Source organism: Frondihabitans sp. PAMC 28766 (assembly GCF_001577365.1).
Taxonomy (GTDB): domain Bacteria; phylum Actinomycetota; class Actinomycetes; order Actinomycetales; family Microbacteriaceae; genus Frondihabitans.
Genome location: NZ_CP014513.1, coordinates 2,168,585 through 2,186,526 on the forward strand (window position 1 = coordinate 2,168,585; position 17,942 = coordinate 2,186,526).

The 17,942-nt window shown below is 71.0% G+C and carries 16 protein-coding genes and 1 pseudogene; 9 read left to right on the forward strand and 8 right to left on the reverse strand.

Features of this window, described 5'->3' with window-relative positions; all coding sequences use genetic code 11:
- Positions 1-16: 16 nt before the first annotated feature.
- The 3 genes from AX769_RS10495 to AX769_RS10505 all read left to right on the forward strand — a co-directional run bounded on the left by AX769_RS10495 (position 17) and on the right by AX769_RS10505 (position 5,320).
- Positions 17-1,339, forward strand: coding sequence for a phosphotransferase family protein (locus AX769_RS10495; RefSeq protein ID WP_066278965.1), 1,323 nt, complete (start codon positions 17-19; stop codon positions 1,337-1,339).
- Entirely contained in the window at positions 1,336-2,817 is a 1,482-nt protein-coding gene (locus AX769_RS10500; protein ID WP_066278967.1) for an FAD-dependent oxidoreductase, read from the forward strand. Before AX769_RS10495 ends, AX769_RS10500 begins: the two co-directional genes overlap by 4 nt.
- A 325-nt stretch (positions 2,818-3,142) precedes the next feature.
- A complete protein-coding gene (locus AX769_RS10505; protein ID WP_066278968.1) occupies positions 3,143-5,320 on the forward strand; it encodes a DEAD/DEAH box helicase in 2,178 nt (725 codons plus the stop codon).
- A gap of 122 nt (positions 5,321-5,442) precedes the next feature.
- Here the strand turns inward: AX769_RS10505 and AX769_RS10510 are convergent, their stop codons facing one another.
- Complete coding sequence (locus tag AX769_RS10510; protein ID WP_066278970.1) at positions 5,443-6,375, reverse strand: hypothetical protein; 933 nt, start codon at positions 6,373-6,375, stop codon at positions 5,443-5,445.
- 119 nt (positions 6,376-6,494) lie between these two features.
- On the opposite strand from AX769_RS10510, the gene AX769_RS10515 reads away from it, so the two are divergent.
- The gene (locus AX769_RS10515; protein ID WP_066278973.1) at positions 6,495-6,887 is read left to right on the forward strand and encodes a VOC family protein; all 393 of its coding nucleotides are present in this window, start codon (positions 6,495-6,497) and stop codon (positions 6,885-6,887) included.
- Between the two features lie 47 nt (positions 6,888-6,934).
- The gene (locus AX769_RS10520; protein ID WP_066278976.1) at positions 6,935-7,660 is read left to right on the forward strand and encodes a hypothetical protein; all 726 of its coding nucleotides are present in this window, start codon (positions 6,935-6,937) and stop codon (positions 7,658-7,660) included.
- Between the two features lie 15 nt (positions 7,661-7,675).
- On the opposite strand, the gene AX769_RS10525 is transcribed toward AX769_RS10520, so the two are convergent.
- Positions 7,676-7,945, reverse strand: coding sequence for a mycoredoxin (locus tag AX769_RS10525; protein WP_066278977.1), 270 nt, complete (start codon positions 7,943-7,945; stop codon positions 7,676-7,678).
- 76 nt (positions 7,946-8,021) lie between these two features.
- On the opposite strand from AX769_RS10525, the gene AX769_RS10530 reads away from it, so the two are divergent.
- Complete coding sequence (locus AX769_RS10530; protein WP_066278980.1) at positions 8,022-9,779, forward strand: pyruvate dehydrogenase; 1,758 nt, start codon at positions 8,022-8,024, stop codon at positions 9,777-9,779.
- Positions 9,780-9,812: 33 nt separating this feature from the next.
- On the opposite strand, the gene AX769_RS10535 is transcribed toward AX769_RS10530, so the two are convergent.
- Positions 9,813-11,171 carry a phosphotransferase gene (locus AX769_RS10535; RefSeq protein ID WP_066278982.1) on the reverse strand — a complete coding sequence of 453 codons (1,359 nt, stop codon included), beginning with the start codon at positions 11,169-11,171 and terminating at the stop codon, positions 9,813-9,815.
- Between the two features lie 101 nt (positions 11,172-11,272).
- Here AX769_RS10535 and AX769_RS10540 point away from each other — a divergent pair, with 101 nt between their 5' ends.
- Positions 11,273-12,898, forward strand: a complete 1,626-nt coding sequence (locus tag AX769_RS10540; protein ID WP_066278985.1) for a CYTH and CHAD domain-containing protein — start codon at positions 11,273-11,275, stop codon at positions 12,896-12,898.
- A 56-nt stretch (positions 12,899-12,954) separates the two neighbouring features.
- Here the strand turns inward: AX769_RS10540 and AX769_RS10545 are convergent, their stop codons facing one another.
- The 5 genes and pseudogenes from AX769_RS10545 to AX769_RS10565 all read right to left on the reverse strand — a co-directional run bounded on the left by AX769_RS10545 (position 12,955) and on the right by AX769_RS10565 (position 16,875).
- The gene (locus tag AX769_RS10545; protein WP_082763717.1) at positions 12,955-13,494 is read right to left on the reverse strand and encodes a DUF1697 domain-containing protein; all 540 of its coding nucleotides are present in this window, start codon (positions 13,492-13,494) and stop codon (positions 12,955-12,957) included.
- A 9-nt stretch (positions 13,495-13,503) separates the two neighbouring features.
- Positions 13,504-15,612, reverse strand: a pseudogene (locus AX769_RS10550) (S9 family peptidase); the annotation flags it as partial.
- 78 nt (positions 15,613-15,690) lie between these two features.
- Positions 15,691-15,909 carry a hypothetical protein gene (locus AX769_RS10555; RefSeq protein WP_066278990.1) on the reverse strand — a complete coding sequence of 73 codons (219 nt, stop codon included), beginning with the start codon at positions 15,907-15,909 and terminating at the stop codon, positions 15,691-15,693.
- Positions 15,906-16,493: a hypothetical protein gene (locus tag AX769_RS10560; protein WP_066278992.1), complete on the reverse strand. Its 588-nt coding sequence runs from the start codon at positions 16,491-16,493 to the stop codon at positions 15,906-15,908. Before AX769_RS10560 ends, AX769_RS10555 begins: the two co-directional genes overlap by 4 nt.
- A 43-nt stretch (positions 16,494-16,536) precedes the next feature.
- Entirely contained in the window at positions 16,537-16,875 is a 339-nt protein-coding gene (locus tag AX769_RS10565) for a hypothetical protein (protein ID WP_066278994.1), read from the reverse strand.
- 61 nt (positions 16,876-16,936) lie between these two features.
- Here AX769_RS10565 and AX769_RS10570 point away from each other — a divergent pair, with 61 nt between their 5' ends.
- Together AX769_RS10570 and AX769_RS10575 are read left to right on the forward strand one after the other, a co-directional pair.
- Complete coding sequence (locus tag AX769_RS10570) at positions 16,937-17,440, forward strand: 8-oxo-dGTP diphosphatase (RefSeq protein ID WP_066278997.1); 504 nt, start codon at positions 16,937-16,939, stop codon at positions 17,438-17,440.
- A gap of 139 nt (positions 17,441-17,579) precedes the next feature.
- Positions 17,580-17,924 (forward strand): hypothetical protein, encoded by a 345-nt coding sequence (locus AX769_RS10575; protein ID WP_157887567.1) that lies wholly within the window; start codon positions 17,580-17,582, stop codon positions 17,922-17,924.
- Positions 17,925-17,942 lie beyond the last annotated feature (18 nt).

Consider the following 17,942-nt stretch of genomic DNA (forward strand, 5'->3'; position numbering starts at 1 on the left):
CGGGTTGACTGCAGGTGTGTGGCCTGACTCCGGCGAGATCCTCCCCGCGGCGTTCGCCGACGACGGGCTCACCGTCGTGGCCTTCCGACCGCACTCGGTGGAGCCGTCCGGCGGGGGCTACCTCTTCGGCTACGAGGTCGACACGCTCGACGCCGACGGCCTCGCCTCCACCCTCCTGACCTACGTCGACACCGACCAGGCCTCCGTCGAGGCGTGCGTGCGCGACGGCGCGCCCGGGCCGACCGACGGGGGAGCGGTCGTGACCGACCCGGCGACCGGGCTGCCGGTGCGCGTGTGGTCCTACCCGTCGGATCCTGCGCTGCCCGCGCTCGCCGCCGTCACCTACCCCGAGCGCGTCGTCGAGTTGCTCGCCCAGGTCGGCATCGCCGTCTCGGAGCCCGAGCTGACCGTCGCCGCCTACCGGCCCGGCAAACGCGCCGTCATCCGGGTCGACGCCCGCGAGCGGACCCTCTTCGTCAAGGTCGTGCGGCCGTCGCGCGCCGAGCCCATCGCCGCGCAGCACGCCGCGTTCGCGGCGCAGGGGCTGCCCGTGCCCGGCGTGCTGGCAGTCCGGCCCGACGGGCTGCTCGTGCTCGAGCGCGTGCACGGGGTGCCCGCGGGCCTCCACGTCGTCGAGATCGCCGAGCGCCCCGGCTTCGTCGAACACCTCGTCGAACTGGGCCAGGCGGTCGCGTCGGTGCACCTGACCCAGCGGGCCCAGGCCGACGCCCTCGACAACGGGGCGTGGCACCGCCGATCGCTCGCGACGTCGCTGCCGGGCGACCAGCCCCGCATCCTGCGCCTCTATGACGAGATCGAGGCTCGCCGAGCGACCTGGTCGCCCGACGAACGCCAAGTCGTGCACGGCGACCTGCACCTCGAGCAGCTCTTCGTCGACGCCGACGACCCCACGCGGGTGACCGGGCTGCTCGACATCGACACGGCCGGCTGGGGGCACCCGGCACGCGACGCGGGGGCCCTCGTCGCCCACCTCGTCGTGACGGCGCAGTGGCACCGCGGCAACGGCGAGACCGCTGCGGCTCGGGCCTGTGAGCGCATCGCCGACGACGTCGTCGATTCGTGGATGACTCGCCTGCCCGCAATCGCCGACCGGCTGCCGACCACCATCGCCTCGCAGCTGCTCGCCCACGCCGGCGGGCAGGCGACGCTCGGCACCGACATCGGCCGGGCGAAGGCGCACCAGCTGATCGACGCCGCCGAGGGCACGCTGTGGCCGCGGGTGGCGGGTCAGGCCTCGGCGCCCGGTCAGGCCTCGGCGCCCGGTCAGGCCTCCGCGCCCGGTCAGGTTTCAGCCCCCGGGCCTAGCGTGGAGCAATGACGTCGCTCTGGCTGGACAGGCCCCGTACGATCCCCACCGACGAGTTCGAGCCGCTCGCGACCTACGACGACGTGATCGTCGGCGCCGGTCTCACCGGGCTCGTCACCGCCCTCCTCTTCGCCCGGCGCGGCCACACTGTCGCCGTGCTCGAGGCGCAGAACGTCGGCGGGCTCGCGACCGCGTCGTCGTCGGCGATGGTGAGCCTCCTGCAGGGCGCGCAGCTGCAGAAGATCCGCCGCCGCACCTACCAGGGCATCGTCGACGCCTACGTGCAGGGCAACCGCGAGGCCTTCGACTGGCTGATCGACTACGCCGAGACGGCCGGCGTCGACGTCGAACGCCGCGACGCCTACAGCTACGCCGTCGGGCGACGCGGCCTCGCTCGCATCGACGCCGAGTATCAGATCGGCCGGGCCGCGGGCCTCGACCTCGCCAAGACCGTCGACGTCGACGTGCCGTTCGCCACCATCGGCGCCGTCCGGCTGGCTGACCAGGCGCAGGTCGACCCGGTCGAGCTCGTGGCCGCGCTGGCCGCCGACGTACGCGCCCTCGGCGGCGTCATCGTCGAGAACGCCCACGTCACGGGCGTCGACGCGGGCGACCCGGCCGTCACGCACACTTCGCTCGGCGACGTCCGCTCCGAACGCGTTCACCTCACCACCGGCGCACCCATCCTCGACCGGGGCCTCTACTTCGCCAAGATCGCGCCGCGCCGCAGCTTCGGCATCGCGTTCGCCGACGTCGACGAGACCAACCTGCCGAGCGCGATGTACCAGTCGGTCGACGAGCCCAGTCGGTCGGTGCGCCGCTATCGCGACCAGCTCGTGGTGGGAGGAAACACGCACGGCACCGGGCGAGCCGCCTCCGAGAGCGCGCTGGCCGACGACCTCGCCCAGTGGACGGAGTCGCACTGGCCGAACGCCCGCGCCCGCCGCACCTGGAGCGGTCAGGACTACGCGACGCCGCACGGCGTGCCCTTCGTCGGCTATCTGCCCCGTGGCCGCGGCCGTATCTTCCTCGCCACCGGCTACGACTCGTGGGGCATGACGAACGCCGTGTCGGCCGCCCGCATGCTCGTCTCCGACGTGATGGGCGACAACTCCGACTGGATGACGGCCATCCACCACCGTGCGACCCTCCCTCCCGCGATCGCAGCCGGGCTCGGTGAGAACGCCGCGGTGGCCTGGTGGTTCGCCAAAGGCTGGGCCAAGGCCCTCACGAACCCGCTGCTGCCTGGCGAGACTCCGTCCGAAGGGCGCGGCCGCGTCGGCAGCGAGGGCTTCCGCCCCGTGGCGCGCTCGACCGTCGACGGAGCCACCTGCGCCGTCAGCGGCGCGTGCCCTCACCTCGCCGGCGTGGTCACCTGGAACGACCTCGAGCGCACCTGGGACTGCCCGCTGCACGGCAGCCGCTTCGCGCCCGACGGCGCCGTCCTCGAGGGCCCCGCCAAGCGAGGCCTCCGCGGCCTCGACTCCTGAGGGCGACGCGCCCGTTCGGGTGGTGGCGCCGGGGGTGGGCAGGGGCGTAAACTGCTGACAGCACCATCACCCGACACACCTTTCACAGGCTCGTCTCGAGTGGGGTGTCATGCGGATTCCGCTCTCGCGACAGTCGCCGTGAGCGCGGCGGGGTCATCGAATCCCGACACGTCGCATCCTGGGGCCGCCATCGCTGGCGTCTTCCAGTTGCATCACTCTGAGTGCCCGGTCGCCCCACGGCCCGGCACGGTCATTCCCGGCTTCGGGCGCGGGTTCGCAGGCGAGTCGCCGTGATCCTGATCCCAGGCAACACTGAGGAGGAGCCTTGGCTCGACCAGGCCAGCGCCAGTCCGGCGGTACTCGAACCGCCACCCGCTCCGGCAACCACCGCCGCGTGCGCGACCTCGACAACGACGGCATCATCCCCGTCCTCGCGAAGGCCGTGCGAGAGGTCGAGGCCGGTGCCCAGCGCGGCCCGGTCAAGCCCTCCGGTCGCACGAAGTTCCAGGTCGTCGCGCTGTTGATGCGCGAAGAGCGCGCCCGCGTCAAAGCGGACAAGACCATCACCGACGCCGATCGCGCCGAGCAGCTGAAGCGCCTCGACGGCGTCGCGACGATCCTCGCCAAGGCCGCCGCCCGCGATACTTCGCTCATCGCCCTGCTGGCCGAAGAGGCCGTCGTCTCCGACACGGCGAAGTCGCTGAAGCGCGACATGCTCATGGCCGCAGGCGCCGAGTTGACCCCCGACGACCTCATCATCACGACCGAGGCCGCGCCCGTCCCGGTCGCCACCGAGCGCCAGGTCGTGCCGCAGTCGGTCGTCTCGCGCCAGCTCGCGAACCCCTTCCTCGCCCCCGACTTCTCGCTGGCCGAGCACCGCGAGGCGCACCCGCGACGCCTCGCCAACTGGGAGCTCTTCGGGCCCCTCTTCAAGTCGTTCGAATACGGCGCCGGCGGCGTCTCGGCCTGCATGGCCCTGCCCGAGCCCACGTCCCTCCGCGCCCCCGGCGGCGTCCAGCTGATGCGCCACCAGGCCCAGGTCGTCGAGTCCGCCCGCGAGGGCCACCGCACCTTCCTCCTCGCCGACGAGCCCGGCCTCGGCAAGACCGCCCAGTCGCTGCTCGCCGCTCAGGCCGCCGACGCCTACCCGCTTCTCGTGGTCGTGCCCAACGTCGTCAAGACGAACTGGGCCCGCGAGGTCGGGCTGTGGACGCCCTCCCGCACCGCCACCGTGATCCACGGCGACGGCCACAACATCGACGGCTTCGCCGACATCGTCATCGTCAACTACGAGGTGCTCGACCGCCACGTCGGCTGGCTCGGCGACCTCGGTTTCCGCGGCATGGTCGTCGACGAGGCGCACTTCATCAAGAACAAAGAGTCGCAGCGTTCGCGCAACGTCCTGGCGCTCTCCGCGAAGATCCGGGCTCGCCTGGCGAACCCGCTGCTCATGGCGCTCACCGGCACCCCGCTCATCAACGACATCGAAGACTTCCGGGCCATCTGGCAGTTCCTCGGCTGGATCGACGACAAGAAGCCCGGGCCTGCGCTCATGGAGGCCCTCGAAGAGACCGGCCTCACCCCGGCCGAGCCCGGCTTCTTCGCCTCCGCCCGCGCCAGCGTCATCGACCTCGGCATCGTTCGCCGCCGCAAGGTCGACGTCGCAGCAGACATCCCCGCCCGCCGCATCGCCGATCTTCCCGTCGAGCTCGACGACGAGGCCGGCCGCTCGATCCGCGAGGCCGAGCGCGAGCTCTCGAAGAAGCTCGTGGCCCGCTACCAGCAGGCGCTCGCCACGCGCACCTCGGGTGTCCGCGTCGAGGGCATCGACCACGACCTGGTGCGCCAGGTCGCCAAGTGGGAGCTCGAAGACGGCGACACCGCCAAGACCGGCGAGAACGTGTTCAGCATGGTGCGCAGGATCGGCCAGGCCAAGGCCGGTCTCGCAGCCGACTACACCGCGCAACTGGCTCGCAACGTCGGCAAGGTCGTCTTCTTCGCGAAGCACATCGACGTCATGGACACAGCCTCAGAGGTGTTCGCGAAGCGCGGCATCTCCTACGCGTCGATCCGCGGCGACCAGACCCCGACCGTGCGCCAGAAAAACATCGACGCCTTCGTGAACGACCCCTCGGTCGAGGTCGTCGTCTGCTCGCTGACGGCCGCCGGCGTCGGCCTCAACCTGCAGGTCGCCTCCAACGTGGTGCTCGCCGAGCTCTCGTGGACGGACGCCGAGCAGACACAGGCCATCGACCGCGTGCACCGCATCGGCCAGGAGGAGCCCGTGACCGCGTGGCGCGTCATCGCCGCGCAGACCATCGACATGAAGATCGCCGAGCTGATCGACTCGAAGGCCGGGCTCGCCGCAAGGGCCCTCGACGGGTCGGACGAAGAGATCACGAGTTCGGCGGACGTGCAGCTGGGCGCGCTCGTCGCCCTCCTCACCGAGGCGCTCGAGGCGTCGCCGTCGGCGCGCCGCGCCGCCCCCCAGCGCCGCCGCTAGCCCCGCGTCTCGCCGCCCCGCCCCGCCCCGCGCCCCGCCCGCCCCGCCCCGCCCCGCAGGGCAGGAATCCGCTTTCACGCAAAATGCCCGAACTAGTCACGGTGTTCTGCATGAGATCGGATTCATGCTCGCACAGGCACGCCGTGCTGGCGGAGCAGGCTGGGCAGGGCTCCTGGCGTGACGACGTCACGCCACGTCCAGCGCACGAACCCGTCGACTTCCGGGTGGGCCCTGAGCCAGTTCTCGCGGTCCTTCTCTCGGATGACGACTTCCTCCGGCGGCAACCCGGACCACCTCTCGGAGTCGCGGTACTTCGTGTTCCCGTCGAACTCGCCCACGACGCGGACGTCGTCCCAATAGAAATCGACATCGGCCTTCTGCCCGAGAGGCCCACGAAACGACCGCTGCAGACAAGGAACAGCGACGCCCGTCTCGTGCATGACGACACGGCTGAGGGATTCGCCGGGGCGGTTCGCCTTCGCTGAAGCGAACTCGATGGCGGTCGCCGCCTTTGCTCGGCCACGGGTCGACGTCCGGCGAGCCAGTCGGTCCTGCAGGGCGTCGGGCGACGCCAAACCCGTGCGGTAGGCGTGGTCGAGTGAGACGACCGCCTGCCGGAACGTAGCGGAGACCGCCAGATCGAGAGCCGTCCGCTCTGGTGACGTGACGAGCACGCCGTACCGTTCGACGACGTCCCCGTCGGGGAGCGCGCCTGCGTGACGCTGTACATATCTGCCCACCTTGCCGGTCGAAAGGGCCGGGTCGAGGACGTGGGTGCGAGCGGGCCAGGGGCCGAGCCGCGGGAAGCCCCAGAAGGCCGCGGCCGAGGCGTGGGACACGACGACAGGGGAGGAGCGCAGGCACGAAACGGCGGCGATCGCCGTCATGGCGTGGCGAGAGGCGGGGTCGAAGGAGTCCCAGTCGGAGCGGCGCAGATAGCGCCCCGCCGTCAAGCGGACGAGGTCGCCGCGGAGGTGCGCGCGGCGCACGGTGGTGTCGTCGAACGTCGAGCGCACGAGCAGCGAGGGGTCGGGGGTGGGAGCAGGCGATGGCATCCTGCGACCCTGCCCGGTGCCCGAGCGACGCGCGGTGCCGCGAGAGGCGCCCTGTGGAGAGAAGTCCGGCAAACGCGCTTTTGGGGACAACGCCAGGCCGACGCGAGTTCACTCGAGGCATGCCCGAATTCACCGGATACGCCCACGTCGCGCTCACCGTCACCGATCACGCGCAGAGCGTGCCCTTTTACGAGACGGTTTTCGAGGCGAGCCCCGTCACCGAGCTCGTCACCGACGGCTTCGTCCGCAAGATCTTCGCCGTCGGCGGCGGGCAGGTCTTCGGTGTGACCGAGTACGGCGAGAAGAAGCCGGGTCGCTTCGACTACCTGCTGCCGGGCCTCGACCACGTGAGCTTCACGGTGCCCAGCCGGGTCGGGGTCCTCGCGCTGCAACAGCGGCTCGAGGCCGCGGGAATCGCCGGCGACCTCACGGACGCTCCCTACGGCACGGTGCTCAACATCAAGGACCCCGACGGCAACGCGGTCGAGTTCATCGGCCCATCCGCTGACTGACCCGCGGGCGATACCGCCTCGATCGAAGCTCTGCTAGCGTCGCGGCCATGACCGTGAAGGGGGCGACGAAGCCGCGCAGGATCACGAAACGGGCCGACATCGCGGAGGGTTGGCGTCTCTTCCGGCCGTTCGCCGACGAGGTGCTGACGTCGCGCCGCCGACGGGCTCTGCTCGGCTCCGCATCGGCGGTGGGGGTGGTCGTATCGGCGGCGTCGCACCTGCTCTACGCCCGGACGGATGTCGCGAACGAGGCGGGCGCCATCCTGCTGGCCTTGGCGACCGGGGTCTTCGCCGCTCAGATCGTCTCATGGGTGCTGCTGCGCCTCTGGCGACCGCCTGTCGGCGAGGTCGAACGCGTGAAAGGCGCAGGATCCATGCCGGGCGACTTCTCGGACGACGAGATCCGTCGCGCGTGGGCCGAGGGGCGCGAGCCGCAGACGCCCATCGCCAAGCGACTGGCCGCGGCGGACCGCGCACGGATCTACCGGGCGATCGCGCCGCGGACGATCGTGGGCACCCTCGCCGGGGCGACGTGGTTCGTGCCGTTCGTTCTGGCCGCCATCGCGCTGCTGCCTCACCTCGGCGTCTTCGCCGGTGCGTTCGGCGCGATCACCACCGTCGTGACGCCGTTCACTCTGCTCGCGGCGCTCGGGCGCACGACAGCCGCAATCGAGACGGCGCCCGACGTGCCCGACCATCTCGAGGCCGACGGCCGTCGGAAGTCTCAGCCGCGTCGCATCCTGGGGACGGATCACCCGGACGACTACACGTAGCAGCCCTCAAACGGGTTACGCCGCGAGCTTGGCCTTCACATCGGCGAGCGACGGATTCGTCGCGCTCGAGCCATCGGGGAAGATCACGGTCGGCACCGTCTGGTTGCCGCCGTTGACGCTCTCGACGATCTCGGCCGTGCCGGGCACCTCTTCGATGTTGACCTCGGTGAAGTCGATGCCGTCTTTGGTCAGCTGCTGCTTGAGGCGGGCGCAGTAGCCGCACCAGCCGGTCGAGAACATCGTGATGGTCCCGGCGGCGGGGACGTATTCAGTGGGAGCAGGCATGACTCCAGAGTACGCGTCGAGATGCGGAGTTCACTAGGAGGAAGACACGCAGACCGCCCGACCGAAAGGCCCACCCATGGCAGAGACCATCGCCGACCAGCTCATCGCCCAGCTCGTGGCCGCGGGGGTGAAGCGCATCTACGGCATCGTCGGCGACAGCCTCAACCCCGTCGTCGACGCGGTGCGACGTACCGGGGGCTCCGCCAAGGGCGGCATCGACTGGATCCACGTGCGGCACGAGGAGGCAGCGGCGTTCATGGCCTCCGCCGACGCGCAGCTGACGGGCGAGCTCGCGGTGTGCGCAGGATCCTGCGGGCCGGGCAACCTCCACCTGATCAACGGCCTGTACGACGCGCACCGCTCGGGCGGGCCGGTGCTCGCCATCGCCAGCCACATCCCCGCGTCGCAGATCGGCATGTCGTACTTCCAAGAGACGCACCCCGACCGGCTCTTCACCGAGTGCTCGGGCTACTCCGAGATGATCTCGACCGCCGAGCAGGCGCCTCGCGTGGTCGCGAGCGCCATCCGGCACACACTCGCGGGCAACGGGGTGAGCGTGATCACGCTGCCCGGCGACATCGCGGAGTTCGAGGCGGGCGGGCATGTTCCGGCGTACGTGGCGACGCGCCCGGCCCGTCTGGTGCCGGATCCTCACGACCTGGAGGCTCTCGCGGACGCCCTGAACCAGGCGAAGGCGGTGGCGATGTTCGTCGGCGCCGGGGCGATCGGGTCGCACGACCTCGTGATCTCGCTGGCGGAGGCGCTGAAGGCCCCGGTCGGGCACTCGATGCGCGGCAAGGACATCGTCCAGTACGACAATCCGTTCGACGTCGGCATGACCGGGCTGCTCGGCTACGGCGCCGCCCACGCCGGCATCCACGACGCCGACCTCATGCTGATGGTGGGCACCGACTTCCCCTACGACCAGTTCTTGCCCGACGGCAAGAAGGTCGTCATCGCGCAGATCGACGCGAACGCCGCGAACATCGGTCGGCGGGCCGACGTGCACGTGCCGGTGCACGGCGACGTGGCCGCCACGATCGAAGCGTTGCTGCCGCTGGTGAAGCCGAAGAAGAGCACGCGCTTTCTCGACGGCCTCCTCAAGAAGCACGACAAGCTGATGAACGGCGTCGTCGGGTCGTACACGAAGGACGCCACGAAGATCCGGCCGATCCACCCGGAGTACGCGGCGTCGCTGCTCGACCAGTACGCCTCAGACGACGCGGTGTTCACGGCCGACACCGGCATGTCGAACGTGTGGAGCGCCCGCTACATCACCCCGAACGGCAGGCGCAGGATCATCGGCTCGTATCTGCACGGGTCGATGGCGAACGCCCTGCCGCAGGCTGTCGGTGCGGCCTTCGCCTACCCCGGCCGGCAGATCGTGTCGATGTCGGGCGACGGCGGGCTGTCGATGCTGCTCGGCGAACTCATAACGGTGGCGACGTACAAGGTGCCCGTGAAGATCATCGTGTTCAACAACTCGACGCTCGGGCTCGTGAAGGTCGAGATGCTCGTGGCCGGGTTCCCCGACTTCGGGGTGGATGTGCCGAACACCGAATATGCGGCCGTGGCCCGGGCGCTCGGGATCCACGCGGTGCACGTCGACGACCCGGCCGAGCTGGAGGCCGCGATGCAGTCGGTGCTCGGGCACGACGGGCCGGCGCTGCTCGACATCGCGACCGACCCGCGGGCGCTGTCGCTGCCGCCGACGATCACCGGGGCGCAGGTGAAGGGCTTCGCGCTCGCGATGTCGAAGGTCGTGATGAACGGCGGGGCAGGCGAGGCCGTGGCCATGGCGCGGTCGAACCTGCGGAACGTGCCGCGCCCCTAGGCCTGCCCGACGGCGCAGGACGGTCGGCGAGCGTCAGGCGGTGGCGGCCGAGCGGGTGACGAGACGGCCGACGGCGGCGAGCGGGATGCCCACCCATGAGGGCCGGTTGCGCGACTCGTAGATGGCCTCGTAGACCGCCTTGTCGATCTCGAACGCATCGAGCAGCGCCCGCTGGGCTCGCACATCGACACCGGACGACGCGACGTAACCGTCGACGAAGGCGCGCCGGGCTTCGTGCGCCCACGCCGCCGCGTCGACCGCCGGGCGCTCCTGTGCCAGCGACCCGGCGACGTAGTCGAACGACCGCAGCATGCCCGCCACGTCGCGCAGGGTGACGTCGGGCCGCGACCGCTCGGGCATGGGCCGAAGCGGCTCGCCCTCGAAGTCGAGCAGAACCCAGCCGCGTTCGGGCGACTGGAGAGCCTGCCCGAGGTGCAGGTCGCCGTGGATGCGCTGGAGGCGAGGCCAGGACGCCAGGGCTGCGGCGTCGTAAACCCGCGACACCGCGTCGGCGAACGCGGCGATCTCGGGCACCTCGCGCGAGGCCGTCGTGATCCTGCGCCGCATGCTCTCGAGCGCCGAGTCGATCTCGTCGGGGCCGGCCTCGACCGTACCGAGCTCGGCCGCGAGGGTGGCGTGCACCTCGGCGGTGGCGGTGCCGAGGTCGCGGGCGGCGGCCGTGAAGTCGATGCCGTGGCGGGCGGCGTCGAGGGCGACCCGCCAGGCGTCTTCGCTGCCGGCCAGAAACTCCTGGGCGAAGGCGAGGTGCCCGTGAGCCTGCCCCTCGGAGCGGCCCGGGTCGGGCCACGACGCCGTGAGATAGCCGAACGACTCGGGCACGCGAGTCGAGCCGCCCTGCGTCAGCGCCGCCTGCGAGGTGACGTCGGGGTTGTCGCCGTGGTGCAGCACCCGGAAGACCTTCGTGATCACCTTCGACGAGACGCCATCGGAGTCGACGACGTCGTAGATGATCGAGGTGTTCGACTGCTCGCCCTCGAGCACCTTCGAGCGCACGACACGCCCCGGGTCCGACACGAGGTGCCCGTCGGCGACCACGTCGGAGCCGTCGACGTGCCGCTGGCGCGCGAGAGTGTCGAGCAGGCCCGCGGCGTAGACCGGGTCGTGCGGGCCGTCGTAGAGGTACAGGCCGTCGCTCGAGCCGATGAAAGCCGCGTCGCCGCCGGGCAGCGGAGTCGTGCGGGCGACGAGCGGCACCTGGTAGAGCACCGGCACGGTCGGAGCCTCGTCGATCATCAGCAGCGTCATGACGAGGCCGTCGTCGATGGCGGCCTCCATGCTGCCGACCACCCTCAGCACCGGAGCCCGACCCTTGCTCGCGTACCAGCGCTGACGCGCCATCCAGCCGGGAAGGGAAGGGGCAACGGTGCTCATCCCCGCAGGCTACGCCCGCCGCGTACCCCGCCGCCTGACGATTGTCCCCTCGTTTGCCCTGCGAACCATCGGCGCCTGCCGCACCCCGCTACAACAGAGGGATGACCACAGCCGAATCGCTCGAGATCGAACGCAAATACGACGTGGGCGACCTCGTGAGAGTGCCGGATCTCACCGGTGTCGGCCCCGTCGATCGGGTCGAGGTCGACGAGCCGTTCACGCTGCGCGCCGTGTACTTCGACACCGCCGAGCACCTGCTGCTGGCAGGCCGCATCACGCTGCGGCGCCGCGAAGGCGGCCACGACTCAGGCTGGCACGCCAAGCTCCCGGGCAGCGACGCGGGCTCTCGCCGCGAGATCCACGTGCCGCTGGGGCAGGATGCCGACGAGCCCCTGCCCGCCGAGCTCCGCCGGGTCATCGAGGTCGTGCTGCGAGGCCGCCCGGTGCACCCCGTGCTGGTGCTCACGACGATCCGCACCGTCACGCGCTTGCTCGACTCCGACGGCGCGCAGCTGGCCGAGCTCGCCGACGACGAGGTCACCGCGGCCCACCCCGACACCGCCGACGTGCGCAGCTGGCGCGAGTGGGAGGTCGAACTCGCCGACGGCATCGCCCGCACCGACGGCGAGGCCCTGCAGGAGGCTGTCGCCGACGCTCTCGAAAGGTCGGGTGCCGAGGTGTCGGCGTCGAAGTCGAAACTCGCCCGCGGCCTCGGCTCGTCGGTGCCCGCGCCCACGGCGCTCGAACCGGTCTCGCTGGGCAAGCACTCGGCCGCAGCGTTCGTCGTCGAGGCCGTGACGCGACTTGCGCGCGAACTGGTGGCCCTCGATCCTGCGACCCGATCGGGTCACCAGGATGCAGTGCACGGATTCCGTACCACCATCCGCCGCTTGCGCAGCGTGCTGCGCGTCTACCGCGGGGTCGTCGCCGACGACGACGCGGGCTGGCTCGACGACGCACTGAGGTCGATCGGGCGTGCCGCCGGTGCGAGCCGCGACCTCGAGGTGCGGAGCGAATTGCTCGACCACTACGCCGACGCCGCCCCCGCGGGCTTCGTCGCCCACGAGACCCTGGGGCGCCTGCGCGCCTCGCTCGGCGAATCGGCCCGCGATGCGGCGCGCGACCTCGAGCGCGCCCTCGACGACCCGACCTACTTCGAGCTGCTCGACCGGCTCGAGACCCTGCCGACGGCGGAGCCGCTCGGCGACGACGCCGACGACGACCGGGACGACTTCGTGCGGGAGAGCCTGATGCGAGAGGCGAAGCGGGCGCGGCGGCGCGTTCGGGCGGCGACCCGTCTGGGTTCGTCGACGGGTCTGGGTTCGTCGATGGTTCAGGGTTCGTCGATGGTTCAGGGCTCGTCGACGGATCCGGGTTCGTCGACGGGTCCCGGTGTCCCGACGACCGACGAGGAGGCGTCCGCGTCCCGTCGCGAGACCCTGCACTCGGCCCGGAAGGCGGCACGACGCCTGCGCTACGGCCTCGAGGCCGCGAAAGCCGCCGGGGTGAAGGGGACAGGCGATGCACGGAAGACCGCGCACGCGCTGCAGGACGCGCTCGGCGATGCTCTCGACGCCGACGACTTCCGCGCCTGGATCGTCGCCTCGACCGAGACTGCTCGCTGGGCCGAGGAGGACACGTTCGGCTACGGCGTGCTCGCGATGGTCGCGGCGGCCGACCGTCGGGACTCGCTGCGCGATCTGAGGCGTCTCTCGAAGCGCCTCTGAGTCGAGACTTCAGGATCGACGGGGTTCGTCGCCTCGGATCGGTCTTCTGTGAGGTCTCAGCGGCGCGCGTCGAGGAGGGCGATCACCTTCTGCACCGTGGCGTCGTTGCGGGACGTGACCGTGCTGCCGAGCCGCTTCCAGAAGCCTGGCGGCACGGGGCTCGCGAGCACGCCGTTCGGCAGCCACTGGTAGACGGCGTCGGCCGTCACGACCAGCTCTTCGGGCTCGATGCCGGTGGGCACGTCGGCGGCGGCGGGGTCGAGAGGGCCGGCCGCGAACGACACCCCGAGGCGCCTCGGGTCGCGCTCGCCCTGTCGCAGCGGGTTCGCCTCCGCGATGCGACGGAACCGGTCTGCGGGCAGCACGATCGTCTCGGAGTCGACGCCCGTGGCATCCTGCACCGCCTTGCGCAGAATGGCCGCGTCGGGGGCCGGGCCCGTCGTCTCGTCGTGCCCGAAGACCGCGTTGCCGCTGTTCAGGATCGTCGCGACGTCGGTGAAGCCGAGACCCGCATAGATCGCCCGCAGATCGGCCATGGGCACCCTCTTGGCCCGGCCCACGTTGATGCCGCGCAGCAGCGCCACCCAGTCGCCCACGACCGCGTCCTAGCCGGCGAGCCCGAGCACGTCGAGGATCCACGCGATCTCGAACGCCCGCTCGCGCCACGACTCGTAGCGGCCGCTCACACCACCGTGCCCGGCCTGCATCTCGATCTTCATCGTGACAGGGGCGCCGGCCTCGCGCAGCTTCGCCACCCACTTCGCCGGCTCGACGTAGAGCACCCGGGTGTCGTTGAGACTCGTCACCGCCAGGATCTTCGGGTAGCCGCTCGCATCGGCCGGCACGTTCTCGTACGGGGTGTACGACGCCATGTAGTCGTAGACCTCCGGGTCGTGCAGGGGGTCGCCCCACTCGTCCCACTCGATCACGGTCAGCGGCAGGTCGGGGTCGAGGATGCTGGTCAGCGCGTCGACGAACGGCACGGCTGCCAGCACCCCGGCGAAGCGGTCGGGGGCGAGGTTGGCGATCGCGCCCATGAGCAGGCCCCCGGCGCTGCCGCCTTCGGCGACGAGGGTCTGCGGCGTCGTGCGGCCTTCGGCGATGAGGTGGTCGGCGACAGCCGCGAAGTCGGTGAACGTGTTGCGCTTGGTGAGCGTCTTGCCGTTCTCGTACCAGGACCGGCCCATCTCACCGCCGCCGCGCACGTGAGCCACGGCGAAGACCACACCGCGGTCGAGCAGGCTGAGCCGCGCGACGCTGAATGCGGGATCGATGCTGTGCTCGTACGAGCCGTAGCCGTAGAGGTGCAACGGTGCCGGGCGCCCTTCGACGACCACGTCGCGGCGCCACACCAGGGAGATCGGGATGCGGGTGCCGTCGTCGGCGGTCGCCCACTCGCGGCTCTCGTCGTAGTCGGCCGCGCTGTAGTCGCCGAGCACGACCTGCTGCTTGAGCAGACGGCGCTCGCCCGAGACCACGTCGAGGTCGAGCACCGTCGACGGCGTGACGAACGACGTGTAGCCGAAGCGGGCGGTGGCCTGGGTGAACTCGGGGTTGCTGCTCCAGCCCGCCGTGAAGAGCTCTTCGTCGAACTCGAGGGTCGTCAGCTCGCCGAAGCCGGCGCCGCCGCCCGGCAGTGCGATCAGGGCGATGCGCGACAGCCCCTCCGAGCGGTAGTCGACGAGCAGGTGCCCCGCGAACGCCTCGACCGACTCGAGCCGGCGCGCCTCGTTGTGGGCGATGACGACGCGGCGGTCGGTCGTCGAGGTGGGGTCGTCGGCGGGGACGTCGACCAGCTCGAAGTTCTCGGCCCCTGCATTGTGAGTGATGAGCAGGCGGTCGCTGCCGTCGACGATCGCGTGGTCGATGTCGTACTCGACGCCTTCCTCGCGCGGCCAGACGACGCGGAATTCGCCCGTCGGGTCGTTCGCGTCGAGCAGCCACGCCTCGCTCGTGATCTTCGATCCGGCCTCGATCACCAGGTATTGGCGACTGCGCGTCAGACCGACGCCGATCCAGAAGCGGTCGTCGGGCTCGTCGAAGATCTTCACGTCCGGCGCGGCGCTGGAGCCAGTGGTCGGGCTGCCGACCTCGTGCCGCCAGATGGTGTCGGGGCGCCAGGCCTCGTCGACCGTCGGGTAGAAGAGGTAGTGGCCGGAGGCGTCGAAGGTCGCGCCCGGTGCCGTCTCGGCGATCTCGTCAGGGAGGTTCTCGCCGGTGCGGAGGTCGCGGATGCGCAGCGTGTAGCGCTCGTCGCCCTCGACGTCGACCGCATAGGCCAGCAGGGTGCCGTCGGCTGTGACGTCGAAGCTGCCCAGCGAGAAGAAGTCGTGCCCCTCGGCCTCGACGTTGCCGTCGAAGATCACCTCCTCGCCCGCGGCGGTCTGACCGGCCTCGATGGTCGGGGGAGTCCAGTCGTCGGGCCCCGTAATCGGCAGACGGCACTGGATGCCGTACTGCTTGCCCTCGGCCGTGCGCGAGTAGTACCAGTAGCCGCCCTCGCGCGTCGGCACACCGAGATCCGTCTCTTGCACCCGCCCCTTGATCTCCTCGAAGACCGTCTCGCGGAGGCCCTCGAGGTGGCGGTTCGTCAGCTCGGCGTAGGCGTTCTCGGCTTCGAGGTGTGCGAGCACCTCGGGGCTCTCCTTCTCGCGCAGCCACTCGTAGTCGTCGACGAAGTCCCGGCCGTGGTGCGAGCGGACGAGGGGCTTCTTGGGGCGTGCGGTGCGTCGGAGAGAGCCATGCCACCACCCTACTGACGCCCTCCGTCAGGCCCCTGCCTGCCTGCGGCGTCAGTGGTGCCGGTTCGGCGGGCCGCCGGGCGCAGGATGCGACGGGTACGTCTCGCTCGCCACGTGCGCGTCGGCCGGGTCGTCGCCCTCGGTCTCGTCGTCGCCGGTGCCGGCCTTCTCGTCGCCCGTGGCCGAGTGCACGCCGGGCAGCGTCTTCAGCCCGTCGACGTCCTTGCCCTTGGCCCGCTTCTCGGCGGCGGTCTCGTCGCGCTCCGTCATGCCCTGAGGCTACTGGACGGGCCCGGCCGGCCGCGCCCTCCCGGCCGGGCGCTACAGGTCGGGATCGGCGAGGGTCGCGGGCATCGGGCGGTAGCCTGCGGTGGGGAGAGCCCGGCTTCGCCCGGCTCGAGGTCGCCAATGCGGGGCGACCGTGCGGCGATCGAGTGCACGGCCCCGGCGAGGCGCCACTGCAGCTGCATCAGCTGCAGCTCGTAGCCCGCGGGGTCGCTCTCGGCGGCGTCGAGGAAGGTGTTGCAGGCCATCGTCATCACGTCGAGATCGTGCATCGCCTTCGACCCGGTGCCGAGTCGGCGCCGCGCCCGCCGGATCTCGCCCCGCAGCGTCGCCGCGGAGTGCCGCGCCTTCTCGTACTCGGGGTCGAGCACGTCGGCTCGGGGGCTCAGCCGCGGCTCGATGCGCCGCAGCGCCCGACGGAAGTGGATCTCGTGCACGAGCTCGTCGAGCGCCGCGGCCTCGCGCCGCCGGTCGCTGATGCGCTCTGCGATGAGGTTCGCCGCGAACGCCGCCCCCGAGCCGAGGAACGCGCCGACGGCGACGGTGATGAGCGTCGTCCAGAGGGTCATGCCAGCAGGCTACGGAGTGCCGCCGACACTCGAGAGCCCATCGCTAGGGTCGACGGCCGACGTCTTCGAGACGCCCCATCAGCGACCAGACGGCACGCGACAACTCGGGGTGCCAGAGGGCGATGCCGCGCAAGAACTCCAGCTCGTCGTCGAGGCCCAGCCCGCTCGATGATCCTGCGGCCGCGTGCCCGAAACTGTCGGCTCGCAGGCTGATGACGACGTGTTCGTCGACGGTGGGCAGCTCGGGGATGACGTCCCAGGGGTCTTCACCGGCGCGGCACCGCAGCTCGATCAGGGTGCGCAGCTCGTCGTGGGCTTCGGCCCGCAGCACCTCCAGGCTGCGACCGGCCCCGCGGAACTCCGGGCGGCTGGTGTTGTCCATTCGCAGGATGCTACGCCTGGCAAGCTTGGTGCCAGAGCAACCCGACGGGAAGGCGCACCGCATGTCAGACGAGCCCCACGGCCAGCAGGCCGCCCTCCGCCGCGTCTGCGTCGCCTACCTCCTGCGCGAGCACGACGGACGCACGCAGGTGCTGCTCGGCCGAAAGAAACGGGGCCTCGGCGAGGGTCTCTTCGTCGGCCTCGGCGGCAAGTTCGAACAGGGCGAGACCGCGCAGGATGCCACGGTGCGCGAGATCGACGAAGAGTCGGGTCTCACGGTCTCCCGCGACGCGCTCGACCGCCGCGGCGACCTCTACTACCTGTTCCCCGACCGCCCTGCCTGGAGTCAGCGTTCCACCGTCTTCGTGGTCACCTCGTGGCTCGGCGAGCCGCGCCCCAGCGACGAGCTCGACCCGGTCTGGTTCGACGTCGAAGCGCTGCCGCTCGACGAGATGTGGGACGACGCGAAGCACTGGCTGCCCGGTGTTCTGATCGGGGGACACGTCTCGCACGAGTTCACTTTCGCGCCCGACCTGTCTACTGTGTCGTCCGATCGGCCGGTCTGACCCGCCGATCCCCGGTGCTGCGCAGATCTCCCCCGAACGGGTGGCACCACGAGAGGGGGGCGCAGAGAAAGTGCACCACTCGGTACATTCGATCTACAGCCACCCGCCGGGTGACAAGATGCAGTGCCTAGGGAGCATCATGACCGTCTTCGACAGCCGTATGAGCGGCAGTGACCGCCTTGTGGCGGACGTCGCCCGTACCCCGAACTCGTCCGTCAACCGGGTCGGCTGGGTCGCCGCTCTGGTCTGGCCTGCCGTGTGGACCGCTGTCGTCGCCGGTTCGCTTCTCGGCTCCGAAGGGCGCCTGCTGTTCTGGGTCGGCGTCGTCGGCGTGCTCGGCATGTTCCTCCGTCAGGGCGTCAAGCTGATGGCCCGCAACGTGCGTGTCGCAGGCGCCGTCATCGACAACGCCCCCGGGTCGCGCCTCGAGCGCGACACCCTCGCCGCGCAGGCTCCGGCCGGCACCGCTCGCTTCGGCGAGTGACCTCCGCCGCTTCGGCGG